Source organism: Pseudomonas artemisiae (genome assembly GCF_057128685.1).
The window spans coordinates 195,349-209,786 of sequence record NZ_JBSKHS010000006.1 but is presented as its reverse complement, the minus strand read 5'-3'; the positions used below and the strand labels follow the sequence as shown (position 1 = coordinate 209,786).

The 14,438-nt window shown below is 58.9% G+C and carries 14 protein-coding genes; 4 read left to right on the top strand and 10 right to left on the bottom strand.

The window, feature by feature from the left end; genetic code table 11:
- On the top strand, nucleotides 1–487 hold a 487-nt coding region (locus ACWKV4_RS10040), incomplete at its 5' end, for an IS3 family transposase (protein WP_483831923.1).
- 427 nt (nucleotides 488–914) lie between these two features.
- Here the strand turns inward: ACWKV4_RS10040 and ACWKV4_RS10035 are convergent.
- From ACWKV4_RS10035 to ACWKV4_RS10015, 5 genes are all read right to left on the bottom strand, one after another.
- A complete protein-coding gene (locus tag ACWKV4_RS10035; RefSeq protein WP_483831922.1) occupies nucleotides 915–1,886 on the bottom strand; it encodes a M10 family metallopeptidase C-terminal domain-containing protein in 972 nt (323 codons plus the stop codon).
- Nucleotides 1,887–2,166: 280 nt separating this feature from the next.
- Nucleotides 2,167–3,363, bottom strand: coding sequence for a mandelate racemase/muconate lactonizing enzyme family protein (locus ACWKV4_RS10030; protein ID WP_483831921.1), 1,197 nt, complete (start codon nucleotides 3,361–3,363; stop codon nucleotides 2,167–2,169).
- Between the two features lie 10 nt (nucleotides 3,364–3,373).
- A complete protein-coding gene (locus ACWKV4_RS10025) occupies nucleotides 3,374–4,351 on the bottom strand; it encodes a 2-hydroxyacid dehydrogenase (protein ID WP_483831920.1) in 978 nt (325 codons plus the stop codon).
- 17 nt (nucleotides 4,352–4,368) lie between these two features.
- Entirely contained in the window at nucleotides 4,369–5,796 is a 1,428-nt protein-coding gene (locus tag ACWKV4_RS10020) for an MFS transporter (RefSeq protein ID WP_483831919.1), read from the bottom strand.
- Between the two features lie 134 nt (nucleotides 5,797–5,930).
- Entirely contained in the window at nucleotides 5,931–6,965 is a 1,035-nt protein-coding gene (locus ACWKV4_RS10015) for a LacI family DNA-binding transcriptional regulator (RefSeq protein WP_483831918.1), read from the bottom strand.
- Nucleotides 6,966–7,368: 403 nt separating this feature from the next.
- On the opposite strand from ACWKV4_RS10015, the gene ACWKV4_RS10010 reads away from it, so the two are divergent.
- On the top strand, nucleotides 7,369–7,617 hold the full coding sequence (locus ACWKV4_RS10010; RefSeq protein ID WP_483831917.1) for a hypothetical protein: 249 nt from the start codon (nucleotides 7,369–7,371) through the stop codon (nucleotides 7,615–7,617).
- 189 nt (nucleotides 7,618–7,806) lie between these two features.
- Here the strand turns inward: ACWKV4_RS10010 and ACWKV4_RS10005 are convergent, their stop codons facing one another.
- A complete protein-coding gene (locus tag ACWKV4_RS10005; RefSeq protein WP_483839547.1) occupies nucleotides 7,807–8,358 on the bottom strand; it encodes a TetR/AcrR family transcriptional regulator in 552 nt (183 codons plus the stop codon).
- A gap of 148 nt (nucleotides 8,359–8,506) precedes the next feature.
- Here ACWKV4_RS10005 and ACWKV4_RS10000 point away from each other — a divergent pair, with 148 nt between their 5' ends.
- A complete protein-coding gene (locus ACWKV4_RS10000; RefSeq protein WP_483831915.1) occupies nucleotides 8,507–8,869 on the top strand; it encodes a darcynin family protein in 363 nt (120 codons plus the stop codon).
- A 457-nt stretch (nucleotides 8,870–9,326) separates the two neighbouring features.
- Here ACWKV4_RS10000 and ACWKV4_RS09995 read toward each other — a convergent pair whose 3' ends face one another.
- The 4 genes from ACWKV4_RS09995 to ACWKV4_RS09980 form a co-directional block, all read right to left on the bottom strand.
- Nucleotides 9,327–9,515, bottom strand: a complete 189-nt coding sequence (locus ACWKV4_RS09995) for a hypothetical protein (RefSeq protein WP_483831914.1) — start codon at nucleotides 9,513–9,515, stop codon at nucleotides 9,327–9,329.
- Nucleotides 9,516–9,592: 77 nt separating this feature from the next.
- Nucleotides 9,593–10,519 carry a Gfo/Idh/MocA family protein gene (locus ACWKV4_RS09990; RefSeq protein ID WP_483831913.1) on the bottom strand — a complete coding sequence of 309 codons (927 nt, stop codon included), beginning with the start codon at nucleotides 10,517–10,519 and terminating at the stop codon, nucleotides 9,593–9,595.
- 145 nt (nucleotides 10,520–10,664) lie between these two features.
- Nucleotides 10,665–11,939: a glucarate dehydratase family protein gene (locus ACWKV4_RS09985; RefSeq protein ID WP_483831912.1), complete on the bottom strand. Its 1,275-nt coding sequence runs from the start codon at nucleotides 11,937–11,939 to the stop codon at nucleotides 10,665–10,667.
- 36 nt (nucleotides 11,940–11,975) lie between these two features.
- On the bottom strand, nucleotides 11,976–13,316 hold the full coding sequence (locus ACWKV4_RS09980; protein ID WP_483831911.1) for an MFS transporter: 1,341 nt from the start codon (nucleotides 13,314–13,316) through the stop codon (nucleotides 11,976–11,978).
- 125 nt (nucleotides 13,317–13,441) lie between these two features.
- On the opposite strand from ACWKV4_RS09980, the gene ACWKV4_RS09975 reads away from it, so the two are divergent.
- Nucleotides 13,442–14,338, top strand: coding sequence for a LysR family transcriptional regulator (locus tag ACWKV4_RS09975; RefSeq protein WP_483831910.1), 897 nt, complete (start codon nucleotides 13,442–13,444; stop codon nucleotides 14,336–14,338).
- Nucleotides 14,339–14,438: the final 100 nt, after the last annotated feature.

The window sequence follows — 14,438 nt, the reverse complement described above, 5'->3', positions numbered from 1 at the left end:
GTTGTCTGCTCATCGAACACCTCTGTGTGGCGACCATTTTCGCCTAAAAAAGTGTCCGGGGTTAGTAGACCACTACAAGGTGATCGGTTTGTCAATGAAGTCCAGGATGTGTAGCAACTTGGCTATCGACGCGATGTTGATGGCTGTGTGGCGACGTAAACCCCATCAGCAAGTGATGATTCACTCAGACCAAGGTAGTCAATTTGGCAGTTCCGATTGGCAAAGCTTCCTGAAAGCCAACAACGTGATCAGCAGCATGAGCCGACGCGGTAACTGCCATGACAACGCCGTTGCAGAGAGTTTTTTCCAGCTGTTGAAGCGAGAGCGCGTTCGACGAAAGATCTACGGAGCACGCGAAGAAGCTCGAAGCGATATTTTCGATTACATCGAAATGTTCTATAACCCTAAACGCCGGCACAGCAGTGCTATGCAACTCTCCCCGGTGGAGTATGAGAAACGTTATTTCCTGAGCTTGGGGAGTGTCTAGAAAACCGGGTTCGATTCAGTCGGCTATGGCTTCCACGGCAAAAAAGTACGCGCTTGAGATTGAAATTCTCACTTTGAGCAGAGGATTCCAGGCTCAGATTTCGCGTAGCAGCGCGCAAACAGGGCATTTTTTGCGATCAGTATGCGGGCCGCCTGGAAGGACCAACGTTTTCAACAAAATCGACCCAAAGCGGTCACGCATCAGGCGGCTATCGGCCGGAATCCGACATCGACTCTACACCTGACTGGCTGAGTGATACCGGCGCCTCAAACGCCGCCGTCCAGGCGATAGTAAAGACGAGCGATCTGCAACCGCACGCTGCTTATTGGCGTATAGCCCAGTGGTGAGAACGCCGTCGTTAAGGAGGCCACCCATTACCTGGACAGCCCTCGCCGTTAGGCATTCCGTCCTTGGCAAGGCACGCGACTCACGCCGCGCTGGAAACATGGTGCTCGGCAATGCCGAGTAAATCGATTGCAACCGCGTCGCCTGCGGGCACCGGTGCTGCTGTGTCGTCGTTCGACGCCATGGCCGCTGTGCTGCCAAATACGATGCCGTCGCCGGCAAGGTATTGGCTTACATCCCCCTTGAACGACACTTGAAAGCGGCTGCCGCTTTCATCGGAATCGTAAGACTTGAGGTAGGTACGCGTACCCGCGTCGTCGACCTCGACCCTCAGCGTATGATCATGGCCGTTGCCCAATCGAGTGAACCCCAGTAAAGACAGGTCTATACGGTCCTGATCCGAAAAGTCCAGGATCAAATCGGATTGGCTAAGGCCGTCCCGTTGATAGCTGTCAGTGATTTTGTCGTAGATGAAAGTGTCGGCACCCGCGCCGCCCCTGAGGGCATTGGCGCCTTGGCCACTGCTGATGACATCTCCTCCTGCGTTGCCGATGATCGAATTTTGAGTGAGGTACTGGCTGACATCACCGTCGAAGGCGAGCTGAAAGCGGTCACCGCCTTCGTTGTACGCGTAGGACTTGAGGTAAGTGCGGGTACCCGCGTCGTTGACCTCGACCCTCAACGTATGGTTATGACCATTGCCCAATCCGCTGAACCCCAGGAAGGACACATCGACGCGGTCATCGCTCGAGAAATCCAAGATTAAGTCGGAAAAACTCCTACCGCCGCCTTCGTAGCTATCGCTGATCTGGGTAAAAACGAAGGTGTCGGCACCCGCGCCGCCCGCGAGCGCATCGCGGCCTAGGTCGCCAGAGATGACGTCGCTGCCATTGTCGCCGTATAGGCGGTCATTGCCCCCGTTGCCGTAGAGGTGGTCATCGCCGCCTGCGCCATGAATGCTCTCGCTAATGGCGGTGCCCTTTAGCACGTCTGGGCCGTTAGTGCCGACAAGTGTGGTGTTGGCATCGGTAGAGGCTGGTTTAACTAGGCTCATGGTTCGCTCCAATGGTTTAGGCGCGAGGTACGCTTACGATCCCGCTCGACTTAGGCATTGTTCATCTGCTGCTTCTAACATTCAACCTACAAGGGCATGGGATTAGTGGAACGCAACGATGCGGTAGCAATGCAGTACTTGGTGTTGGGTTGGACGCTAGACAACAAGCGGCCTTGCCTGGTGAGGTAACGGCGCTAACCAGCGCTTTGCCTTTTCGATACCTCTGCGACCTCGACCCCTTCCCCTTTTGCATAGGGGCAGGGGGCGATTCGTTTGGAATCTACTGCGAAATTCGCGTCACGCAATCCTCACGGGTACGCAGCGCATCGCTCAGGCAGGTGCCTAACCCTGGCGCAGTAGGCGGCAGCAGGAAGCCGTTGTCCATCACCGGCAAGTCGGTGACCAGCTCCTGGTAGAACCCGGCTAAATAGGCACGCACCACTTCTTGGAATATCGCATTGGGCGATGACAGTCCGAGGTGCAGCGACGCCATCAACACCACGGGGCCGGTGCAGTCGTGCGGAGCGATGGGTTTTTGGTAAGCCTCGGCCATGGCGGCGATCTTCTTCGCTTCGCTGATGCCGCCACACCAAGACAGGTCGAGCATCACGTAGTCCAGCGCATCGGCCGCCAGCAAATCGCGGAAAGCGCTGCGGGTGGCTAGTGTTTCGCTACCGCACACCGGCAGCCCCGAAAGCCTTCGGTAATCGGCCAGGCCCTGCACGCTGTCCATCTTGATCGGGTCTTCAGCCCAGAAAATATCGTACTGCTTTAGTTCACGGGCAATGGCCAGGGCGCTGGTGGTGTTCCACAGGGAGTGGAATTCGCACATCACCTCGATGCGATTGCCCACGGCACGGCGGATTTTCTCGAACGGCTCCAGCGCGGTGCGGATGTCTGCGCTGGAAATGAACTGGCCCCCCGTGGGCAGCGCGAAGCTGTCGGTAGGCCAGATCTTCATGGCGGTGTAGCCTTCCTCGATCAGACTGATGGCCAGCTCGTCAGGGCACTCGATGAAGGCTACCTGGTCGTCGTAACGCCCGCTGACCTGCGCTTGTCCCTTAGCGATGGTGCGCCGCTGTTCGCCACCCGTATTGAAGTTGCCGCCGGCGCAGGTGTTGTATGCCCGCATGCGGTCGTGAGCCAGGCCGCCCAGAAGTTGCCACACGGGTTGGTTGACTGCCTTGCCGAAGACATCCCACAGGGCAATGTCCAGGGCCGAGGCGGCACGGGTTTCCACACCGGAGCCGTTGAAGCCCAGGTACCCCCGCAGCAGCGCCTTGTTGTGGCGCTCAATCTGCAGCGGATCCTTGCCCATCAGCATGCCGGCGCTGATGGAATGGATGTAGGCCTCTACCGCCTCCGCGCCTCGGAAGGTTTCGCCCAGGCCGACCAGGCCGTCGTCGGTGTGAACTTCTACCCATAGCAGGTTGGGCATGGACTTCACACGGGTGGTCTGGATCTTGGTGATTTTCATCTTGCTGGCCTCAGGCGTTGCCGCCAACGACGTTGAGCAGGGGTTCGCCACGGCTCAGGCGATTGATGTTTTCGGCGATGAAGCGGTAGCGGCGTTCGAACAGGCCGTGTGTCCAGCCCGAGACGTGGGGCGTACACACCGCATTGGGGAGGTGCTCAAAACGGTGAGTGGCGGGCAGTACCCGGTCGTTTTCCCCGGCCGGGTACTGGTACCACACGTCAAGGTAAGCGCGGGCAATGCGCCCCGCCTCGAGCGTTTCATACAGTGCATGCTGATTCACCACGGCGGCGCGGGCAATGTTGATCAGCACGGCGTCGCGCTTCATGGCCCCCAACTGCGCACAGTCGAACGAACCACGCGTGCGCTCGTTCAGCGGGCAGCTCAACACCACAAAGTCCGACCGGGGCAACTGCTCTTGCAACTCAGCCTCGGTGTAGGCTTCGTCCATGGGGCCTTCCACACGCCCATCCCGGGCTCGGCTGGAAATGGCAATCACCCGGATGCCGAAAGCCTTGGCGCGAACGGCCACCGCCTGGCCGATACGGCCAAAGCCGATGATCAGCAGGGTTTTGCCGTACAACTCGCCTCTTGGGGCTCGCTGAAGGTAAGCGCTCGCGAAGCTGTCGCTAGAAAAGCGTGCACTCACCTGGGCCAGCGCCACCTGATGATCCAACAGGCATGCCATGGCGTATTCCGCCATGGGGATCTCGTGCTCGAACACGTTGCAAACGGTGCTGCCTGCGGGGAGCGCGGTAAAATCTATGCCGTCCAGGCCAGCACCAGGTGCGTGCAGCAGCCGAAAACCGGGCGCTGGGGTGGTGCGCTTGAAGCGCATGGCCACTAGCACGTCGGCACCTTCGATCTGCGCGTCCCATTCGGGGGATTCGTGTGCCTCGCGAGGCAGGGCAATAAAGGTTGCAGGCGCGTCCAGTTCAGCTTCCAGCTCGTGCCGGTGTGTTGCGGCTTCGCCAACCATTACGATTTTCATGGGTTCTCCTGCTGTTCTCATGGCTGGCCGGACCGTGCCGTGCCAACGAGAGAGGTTTTGAGTTGCAGCCGCTGGATCTTGCCCACCAGCACCAGGTAACAAAGGATGGCCCCCAAGGCATGGGCAGCAATGAACATTAGGGCGATCGAGAAGTTACCGGCATCGCTCACCAGGTATCCGATGATGATAGGGGTCACGATCCCGGCAATGTTGCCAAAACCGTTGAACAGCGAGCCGGCCAGGCCTGACGCCTCTTTGGGCACCACGTCGCTCATCACCCCCCAGCCCTGGGCCCCGAAGCCCTTGCCGAAGAACGAGGCCGCCATGATCGCGACCACCAGCCACTCGGTGTCGATGTAGTTGCAGATCATCATGGTGGTACACAGCAGCATGCCGGCCACCAGCGGGATCTTGCGTGCCGCGCTCAGCGAGAAGCCGCGTCGCAGCAGCCAATCCGAAAACACGCCGCCCAGCACGCCGCCGATGAAGCCTGCAATGGCGGGAACGGCTGCGATGATACCGGCCTTGAGGATCGACATGCCGCGGTCCTGCACCAGATAGATAGGAAACCATGTGAGGAAGAAATAGGTCAGGGTAGTCACGCAATACTGGCCTAGGAGGATGCCGGCCATCATGCGGTTGCTGATGATCTCCCAAACTGCTGGCCAGGTTCGAACACTGCCCTCCTCGCCCTTCTTGCGCTGGGTATTCTCGGGGCTGTCCATGTCGACCACAGCGCCACCTTCGATCATGTGATCGAGTTCCGCCTGGTTGATGCGCGGGTGCTTGCGCGGCAAATGGAATACTTTGAGCCAAATCAGCGTCATCACCAGGCCTAAAGTGCCCATGAGCAGGTACACGTAGTGCCAGCCGTACATCTGGGTGATCCAGCCCATCAGAGGTGCGAACACGACCTTGGCAAAGTAAGACGACGACGTGAACAGCGCCGACGTGGTACCCCGCTCCGAGGCCGGAAACCAGGTGGCGACCACACGGCTATTAGCCGGAAATGCGGGCGCTTCCACCAGCCCGATCAGAATGCGCAGCACGAAGAGCGCGGTAATGCCCAAGGCAGCGGGCAAGCCCATTACGAACCCCATGATGAAGGTCAGCACGGACCACAAACCCAGGCTGATGGCGTATACGCGTTTGGAGCCGTAGCGGTCGAGCAGGCGGCCGCCTGGGATCTGTGCCAACACGTAGGTCCAGGCAAACGCCGAGAACAGATAGCCGAGGGTGATAGAGGAAATGCCGAGTGTCTGCTGAATTGCCACGCCGGTGATCGATAGCGTCGCCCGGTCGGCATAGTTCATGGTGGTCATCATGAATAGCATTGCCATCATGCCGTAGCGGACACGCGTGGCTTTGAGCGCCTGTGCACGCTCTACGCCAATGGTACCGTTACCATTTCTGGACGCTGTGGCGTCCGAAATTGCTTGGGTCATGGGATTACCCTACTGGATATTGTATTTATTCTCAGACGCTACGTTGAAGCGAAGCTTTGGTAGCGCAACCAATCGCGTTACCAACGTTAGGTTATTGTTGCGTGGATGGCAAGGCGGGGCACGGAACAGACCGGTCAGAGGGTGCTGCCCCGGTCGATCAACTCGAAGCCGATGTCCTGGCGCGTTTCGCCTGCTCCCTGCCCGTCCAGGCGCGCAAGCAATAAGCTGGCCGCCGCTTCGCCCATCCGCCGGCCATCGATCCTTACGGTGGTCAGCGGCGGTAGCGTATGAGCCGCGAAACTCATGTCGCCGAAACCGATCACCGAGAGCTGTTCTGGTACCTTGATGCCTCTGGAGACTGCTTCTGTGAGCACGCCGTGGGCGATGGTGTCCGAAGTGCATACGACCATCAGCGGGCCCTCTCCTTCGCCTAGGCCCGCCGCCAGCAGCTGGGCAAGGCCGTCACGACCTTGCGCAAGGCTGGGCAAGCCTTCGAAGGTCAGCGTGGTGGCCCGCGCAATACTGGCCGCCGCAAGCGCCTGGTCGAAAGCCAGGCTTCGCTGGGTACCCCGAGGGTCGCCGACCTTGAGCGTGGCAAAACGCGTGTAGCCTTTGCCTAGCAGATGCGCCGCAAGGCTTTGCCCCACCTGCTCGTGGGAGAACCCTACGAGCATGTCGATAGGCGCATCGGTTAGGTCCCAGGTTTCTACCACAGGCACGCCACTGGCTTTCAAGCGTCGGCAGCTGGCTTCGGTGTGCAGCGTGCCAGTGAGGATCACACCATCGGGGCGCCGGCTGAGAATGACGTCGAGCAATTCCTGCTCCCGCTCTGCTTCGTAGCCACTGATACCAAGCAATACCTGGTAGCCCGCGCTGGCAAGCTGCTCGCCGACCGCCTGGAAGGTGTCGCCGAAGATCGGGTTGGTGAGCATTGGCACGATCACCGCCACCAGCCGGCTGCGGTTGGATGCCAACGCGCCGGCTACACGGTTGGGTACGTAGCCGGTCTGTTCAATGGCCTTGAGAACCTTGTCCCGAGTCACCTCGCGTACCGCCGAAGGCTGGTTGACCACCCGAGACACGGTCATGGGCGCAACACCGGCAAGGCGCGCGACCTCAATGAGGGTGACGCCGCCGGTGTGTCTACAGGTTGGGGGCTTCGATGGCATGGGAATGCGCCTGGATCGAGAGGGCGTATCGTAACGTGACGCGACCGTGCAGGCCAGTTTTGGCGGGGCGTGGCTTGGCCCTTTCGCCGGCTGTTGCAGACTTCCACAGGGCCGCAACCAGCCTACGCTGGATAAATCCTTTCTACCTGGAACCTGTGCCCAATCCGAACGATTTACTATCGCCGTACTCGTCGGCTCGGTCCTAACCAAGCGCCAAGGCATCAAGGCAACCCTTTGCCCCTGAATGCACTGGAAGTACGAGCTACTAATCCGATACGGTCGTCTGTCCACTTCGGGCCAGGTGCTTCGAACAAAAGCTGGGCTCTTCGGACCACGAAAGCGACTGGCCTATGTTTGATAATGCCCTTTATCATACATAGCCGCGTTTGCTGAGGGGTCATCCATGACAGACCTCTTGAAGCTAGACGAGGCTGACCAAGCCTTGGCTCTGGTTCAATTGCTTAGCCTCTTCACTGTATTGTTTTCCTTTAGTGCAATAGGTATCACCGCCTACCTCAAGAATGGTGGCACCCTTGAGCGTGCTGCTGCCATGGCAAATCACTCCTCGACCCGCACTACACAGTTCTATGACCGTCGAAATGACGACATCCGTTTGAGTGAGGTAAACGCGTATCAGCTTGATGCTTATTGAGGGCTTAAAACCAATAATGCTTGACCTACTGACCGATACCACCACAATGAAAATTTACATAGAATCTAATTCGCTCATGCTGGTGAGCTTATTGATTGCGGGCAGCCGTCGGCCAGGGCGTCTGAAGGCCCCAAGCGGCCGGTCAAAAAAACTAACTCATTCAACACTGGCCGCGGCACTTCTGTTCGGTTATTCCTTTTTATCAGTGAGTGAAAGGTAACCAAATACTGCGCGTTGAACTCGCCTTTCCACCGCAACTGGATTGGCTTGCGCATGACAACCCGCAGCATCAACAATTCCTTTCATGATTGCGATAACGTCTCCAGCAACTACATGTATGTCCTCTTGAAAATTCAGGCCAAGCCGCCTGAGTATTTGTAAAGCAACTTCAGTAATGCCTTGACTGATATTCTGAGTGGCTAAATCGAAAGGCAAACGTGCCTCTTCAAAGTCCAGAATCCTTGCAAGTCTCGGGCGCTTAAATTGGTGTTCAATGGCTGACGAGATTAAAGCTGCTAGAGCCTCCTCAGCAACAGACTGCTCAAGCGCAGCCGTAGCTTGTGAGACAAACCGCGCCGTTTCTCGGGCAAGGAGCGCGCCCAAAATTGCTTCTTTATTGGGGAAATATTGGTACAAGGTGCCGATGCTGACCCCGGCTTTGCTTGCAATAGCGTTGGTGGAGAAGCCACTGTGGGCCTCCACTTCCAAAATGCGAGCAGCTGCTTCGATAATCACACTCACGGTCTCGGTTGAGCGCGACTGCTTTGGACGTTTGCGGGGTAGAGGGCGATTTTTCGGAGTGGATGGCATAGGTAGAAGAATGCGAGTGGCGAAAAATATGTGATGACTTGCATACTATATCCGTTCCCACCGCTTAACAGGTTAAAAAATGAATCTAAAACGCGTAACTTTTGAACCTAAATTCACTTCATTCTTTCTTGTCAAAACTTCACCGGAATGGCTGGGCTTTTCATTCGAAGAACGGCTCGCTCATGCAAGAGGCACGTTCCAACCTATCATTGAAGAGTTCGCCAGCGGAGTGAAACTGAACTGGTATGATACCGAGTTTTACACAGCCACAGTTACTGACATCTGGATGATTGAAGCCAGAGATCATGAGAGCTACCAGCTTTTCTGCGAAAAGCTTCGAGAAACCGCATTTTGGGATCGCTTCTTTTTCATTAAGGAGATTTTCCTAGGTGAAAAAAACGCTTGGGCGAAAAATTATGATGTGGATGCGCTGACTGATTAGCAAGTCTGTAGAACTACTCTCATAAATAGTTCGACTACGCCAAGCGCCAATAGACGGACAGGCTGCCAGGGGTCGATAGCGGCGCCCAGTGCTTCGGGTTTCGCCATTTTCCGCTAACAAATGTTGTGCTGGCCAGCAAGCGAAGTGAGGTCAGCACGGTCACGATTTAGACGACGGCTATCAACCCCAAGTGAATCGCTTATTTCAGGCTCTCTACAGGTCAGGCGCGCGCGGGAGGTAAGCGTGTTGTAGGGGTCCATGAGCTAAGGTAGCGCTCACGTTGCTCACCGACGGTATATAGGCTGTTTTCAGCCTTGGAAAAGGCTGTTGCATCGGCGTGTTGTCATGGCTGCGGGCCTCGCCGAAGGGTTTATCTCAACGCAGCTCTTTAATAAGGAACACAGGTTCTACTTCAGCAGAGTGCCCTTTTATCGGGCAATGCTGGCCGACTTGGGCTTCAGCTCAGCGGGTGTTCACCGCCATCGCGCTCGGGCCGCTCTTTTTGCAGGTCGTCTGAGGTGGTGGCTTTACCGCCCGCGCCCCCGGTGCTCTCGCTATCAGGGCCTTTGGGGTAGCCCGGCAAGCCACGAGCATCGCCGTCGGAATCCTTGGTAGGCCAGGTGTCATTGCTGGGGGTGGTTGGCATGGGGTTGTTCCTCGTAAGTGATGAACCTACAGGTTTGAAGCTAACCCACCCCTCAAGTTCGACCCAATACGCTGGCCTTATTCGTAAAAGGGCTCGACGGTCGTACGCTCGGCGGCGAAAAAGCTATCCGCGACGATACGCAACGGCTGGGTGTCCATATCACTGGCGCGGCGCTGGATCAGTTGTAAAAAATGGTTGTACAGCCGCGGGTATTCGCCTTCCTCCAGAACCGGCTGGGGCACCTCATTGATGGTCAGGCTGGCGCCACCCTGGTCTAGCCGCAATAGGCCGCCCTCGGCCTCGAATTCAATGCGCCAGCGCTCATTCTCGCCATGGTCGAAGTCCAGCTCAGCGCTGATCGCCACCCCCTGTTCGTGGCGCAGGCTAAGGCTAGCGGCGATGGGTGACTGGCAGTTGGCGGGTACGCTCAGCCGGGCCTGCTCTACGAACACCGTACCAGGCAGCAGCTCGGTGACCATGGACAATGCATTAATGGCCGGGTCGAACACGCCTAGGCCGCCGGCTTGCCAAATCCACGCCTGGCCCGGGTGCCATTTGCGCACGCTTTCTTTCCATTGCACCCGCACGGCCTTAAGCCGTTGCTGGACCAGCCAGGTACGTGCTGCTTCCAGGCCAGGAGCAAACCGCGAATGCCAGGCAAACAGCCCACTTACGCCTGCCGTTTCAGCTTGGGTGACCAACGCCATGGCTTCGCCCAGGCTGGCACAGGGCGGCTTTTCCACCAGTACATGCTTACCGGCGGCCAGGGCGTCACGCACCAAGGCGTAGCGGCCTTGCGGGGGGGTACAAAAGGCAATGGCGTCCAGCCCCGGCAGCTCGCGCAGCATCTCGGCCAAGGAGGTGAAATTGACCACACCTGGGCAGGGCTGACCTTGGGTCGCCACGGCTACCAGCTCGAAGCCTGGGTTGGCGCGCAGGGCTGGCACATGCTGGTCCTGGGCAATCTTGCCGTAGCCCACCAGGCCAAGACGAATCGGCTGCATCGAACATTCCTGTTTTGTTGTTATAGAAGGGAAGCGTTCGCATGGTAGCTCAGATTGGCCAAGCTGAAGATACCCCTGCCAGCTGAACGTGCAAGCGCCTGGCCCCGCGATCAGGCAGGCCCAGGCGCTGTTGGAGCCTTAGCGGTCAATAGCGAGGCTTGAGCGCCTTCCAATCGGCCTTGTAGCGTTGCATTTGGCGCACGTCGTCACGCTGGCGGATGCCACAGCTCAAGAACTGATCGTGCAGCTTGGCCAGTTGCTCCTGGTCCAGCTCCACCCCCAGGCCAGGGGCGCGCGTGATGGCCACGCAACCGCTTTCGATGGCGAGCTTGCCACCCTTGATAACTTCTTCGTCCGGCTCTTGCCAAGGGTAGTGGGTATCGCAGGCATAGCCCAGGTTCGGCACGGCCGCGGCCACATGGGTCATGGCCATCAGGCTGATGCCTAAATGGGAGTTGGAGTGCATGGACACCCCCAGGCCGAACACGTCGCACATTTTCGACAACACCTGGGTATCGCGCAGCCCGCCCCAGTAGTGATGGTCGGCCAGTACGATCTGCACGCTGTTCAGGGCCACGCTACGGCGGAATTCGTCGAAGTCCGTCACCACCATATTGGTGGCCAACGGCAAGCCCGTGCGCTTGTGCAGCTCGGCCATGCCGTCCAGGCCGGGGGTGGGGTCTTCGTAATATTGAAGGTCATCGCCCAGCAGTTCGGCCATGCGAATGGCCGTTTCCAGCGACCAGTTGCCATTGGGGTCAATGCGCAGCGGGTGCTGGGGGAAGGCCTTTTTCAGGGCCTTGATGCAGGCTACCTCATGCTCAGGTGGTAGCGCGCCGGCCTTGAGCTTGATGCTGTTAAAGCCATGGGCTTCGATCATCCGCGCGGCCTGGGCAACGATTTGCGCCTCGCTCAGCGCCTCACCCCAATTGTCTGCCGGATAAGGGCTGTCCACATGCTCTGCGTACTTGAAGAACAAGTACGCGCTGAAGGGTACTTTATCTCGCAGGGCGCCACCGAGCAGGTCCACCAGGGGGACGTTCAACGAACGGGCTTGCAGGTCAAGGAAGGCCACTTCGAAAGCCGAGTAGGCGTTGCTGACGGCCTTGCTGGCATGGGAACCCGGCGCCAGCTCGGCACCGGCCAGGCTGGCAGGCTTGTGGGCAGCGACCGTGGCTTGTACTACCTGACGCAAGCCATTGAGGTTGAACGGGTCCATCCCGATCAACTGCCCCTGCACCGCCTGCTGGATCGCCAGCGCCGGGGCGTCGCCGTAGCTCTCGCCCAGCCCCACGTAGCCGTTGTCGCTTTCTACCTCGATGATCGAGCGCAACGCATAGGGCTCATGGATGCCACTGGCATTGAGCAGCGGCGGGTCGCGAAAAGCGATGGGGGTAACGGTCACACGAATGATCTTCACGAGCAAAACTCCCGGTCCAGTAAGATAACGGCCGCCTCAGGCAGCCACAGGCGCGGCTTTGCCGCTGCCCAATGTGCGTTGACCCGCCCCAGGCTTGCCCTTGGCGAACATGACCACCACCGCTGCCACCACCGAAGTAGCTGCCAAGCCATACAGGCCGCCCTGGATGGAGCCAGTGGTTTGCTCTAAAAAGCCGAACGCGGTGGGTGCCACGAAACCGCCCAGGTTGCCGATGGAATTGACCAAGGCGATAACCGCAGCAGCGATACGCGCATCCAGGTAGCCCTGGGGCAGCGGCCAGAACAGCGCCGAGGCGGCCTTAAAGCCAATAGCGGCAAAGCAGATGGCAACGAAGGCGAACACCGGCCCGCCGGTGGTGGACATAAACATGCCCAGGGCGGCAATCAGCAGGGTAAGCGCGCACCAGGCCTGCTGATGGCGCCACTTGGCGGCCAAGGCCGCGAAGCCGTACATGGCCACGATGGAAATCAACCACGGGATGGCATTAAGCAGCCCCACCTGAAAGTCCCCCAGGCTGCCCATCTTTTTGATCATGCTGGGCAGCCAGAAGGTCGCGCCATAGATGGTCAGCGCCACGGAGAAGTAGATAAAGCAGAACAGGATGATCTGCCGGTCGGCCAACAGGCGCCATACCGACACCCTCGCGCCTTGCTGGGCTTCGCGGGCCGCCTGTTCGTTGGCGATGGCGGTAATTAGCGCCTGCTGCTCTTCAACGGTCAGCCACTTGGCCTGGCTGGGGTGAGACTGCAAATGCAACCACACAAAAGCACAAAGCACGATGGAGGCCAATCCCTCGATCAGGAACATCCACTGCCAACTGTGCAGCGCCGGCAAGCCCAGGCTTAACAAACCACCGGACACCGGCCCTGAGATCACCGAGGCGATGGCCGAGCCGCTGAGAAACACCGCCATGGCCTTGCCCCGCTCGGATGCAGGCAGCCACTGGGTGAAATAGTAGATGATCCCTGGGAAGAACCCCGCCTCGGCGGCACCTAGAATAAAACGCAGCACGTAGAAACTGGTTTCACCCTGTACAAAGGCCATGGCCATGGCGGCCAGGCCCCACGTGAACATGATGCGGGTCAGCCAGGCGCGAGCGCCGTAGCGTTGCAGCAATAGGTTGGACGGCACCTCGAATAGCGCGTAGCCCACGAAGAACAAGCCAGCACCCAACCCATAGGCCGCCGCGCCTATACCCAGGTCCGCTTCCATGTGGCTGCGCACGAAACCGATATTGACTCGGTCGATGTAGTTGACGATGAACATCACCACGAACAGTGGCAACACATGGCGTTTCACTTTGCTCGCCGCCCGGGCGAGCACGTCAGCCGGTACCGCGCTGAGGGGCTGGTTCACTGGGCATCTCCCGATTTTGTTGTTCTGGGGCAGGCCGCACCCCGTGGATGCAAACCCGATCATGGACGCAGGGATTGTTGCGGTCTAATCTAGTCTTGCTCTCGATTGATACCCGGAATGAATCAGTGTTTGAACTCGCCCAGTTACGTTGCTTCACCGCCGTGGCCTCGGAACTTAACTTCCGTAGGGCCGCCGAGCGCTTGAACATGACCCAGCCGCCACTAAGCCGGCACATTCAGTTGCTGGAGCATCAGTTAGGCGTGGCGTTGTTTACCCGCAACACCCGCAGCGTGGCCTTGACTGCCGCGGGCCGGGCGTTTTTTCTGGAAGCACAAAGCCTGCTGGAGCGGGCAGAAATGGCCGCCGTCTCGGCCAGGCGCTTCGCGGCCGGGGACATCGGCTCGGTCACCCTGGGCTTTGTAGGCAGCGCGGTCTACGAGTTTCTGCCCAAGGTGATTGCCGAGGCGCGGGAGCAACAGCCGAACGTTAATATCGCGCTGACTGAAATGAACACCGCGCAGCAGCAGGAAGCCCTGCGGGCGCGACGCATCGACTTAGGCATCACCCGGGCACCTCTGCATGCCCCAGGCTTTGCCAGCGAGCTATTGGTCCGCGAACCCTTCGTGCTTGCGGTACCGATAGGGCACCCCTTGGCCAGCGCAGCCCAGGTGCGGGTAAGCGACCTGCACCGGCAGCCTTTTCTGATGTATTCCCACTCTGCCTACGCTCCGTTCAACGAGTTGCTGACCGGGATGTTCCGCTCAGCCCAGGTTACCCCGGACTACGTGCAATGGCTGGGCTCGTCCCTGACCATACTGGCGCTGGTCAATGCAGGCCTTGGGCTGGCGCTGGTGCCCAAGTGCGCCACCAATGTGGTGTTCAAGCAGGTGGCGTTTCGCGAGCTGCCGCTGGGGGAAGGGGTGCAGAGCGAGCTGCACCTGGTGTGGCGTTCGGACAACGACAACCCTGCCTGCCTGATGCTGCTGGAGGCCATTCGCGGGGCGGTGTCGCTGGGGGAATAGCAAGGGGCCGGTCAAGTTTGCACGGCCCGCGCCGATAACCGACCAGGGCCTCGTTTGCGCGACTTCACGTCACAGGCGATCATAAGGCCGCAGGCTCGCA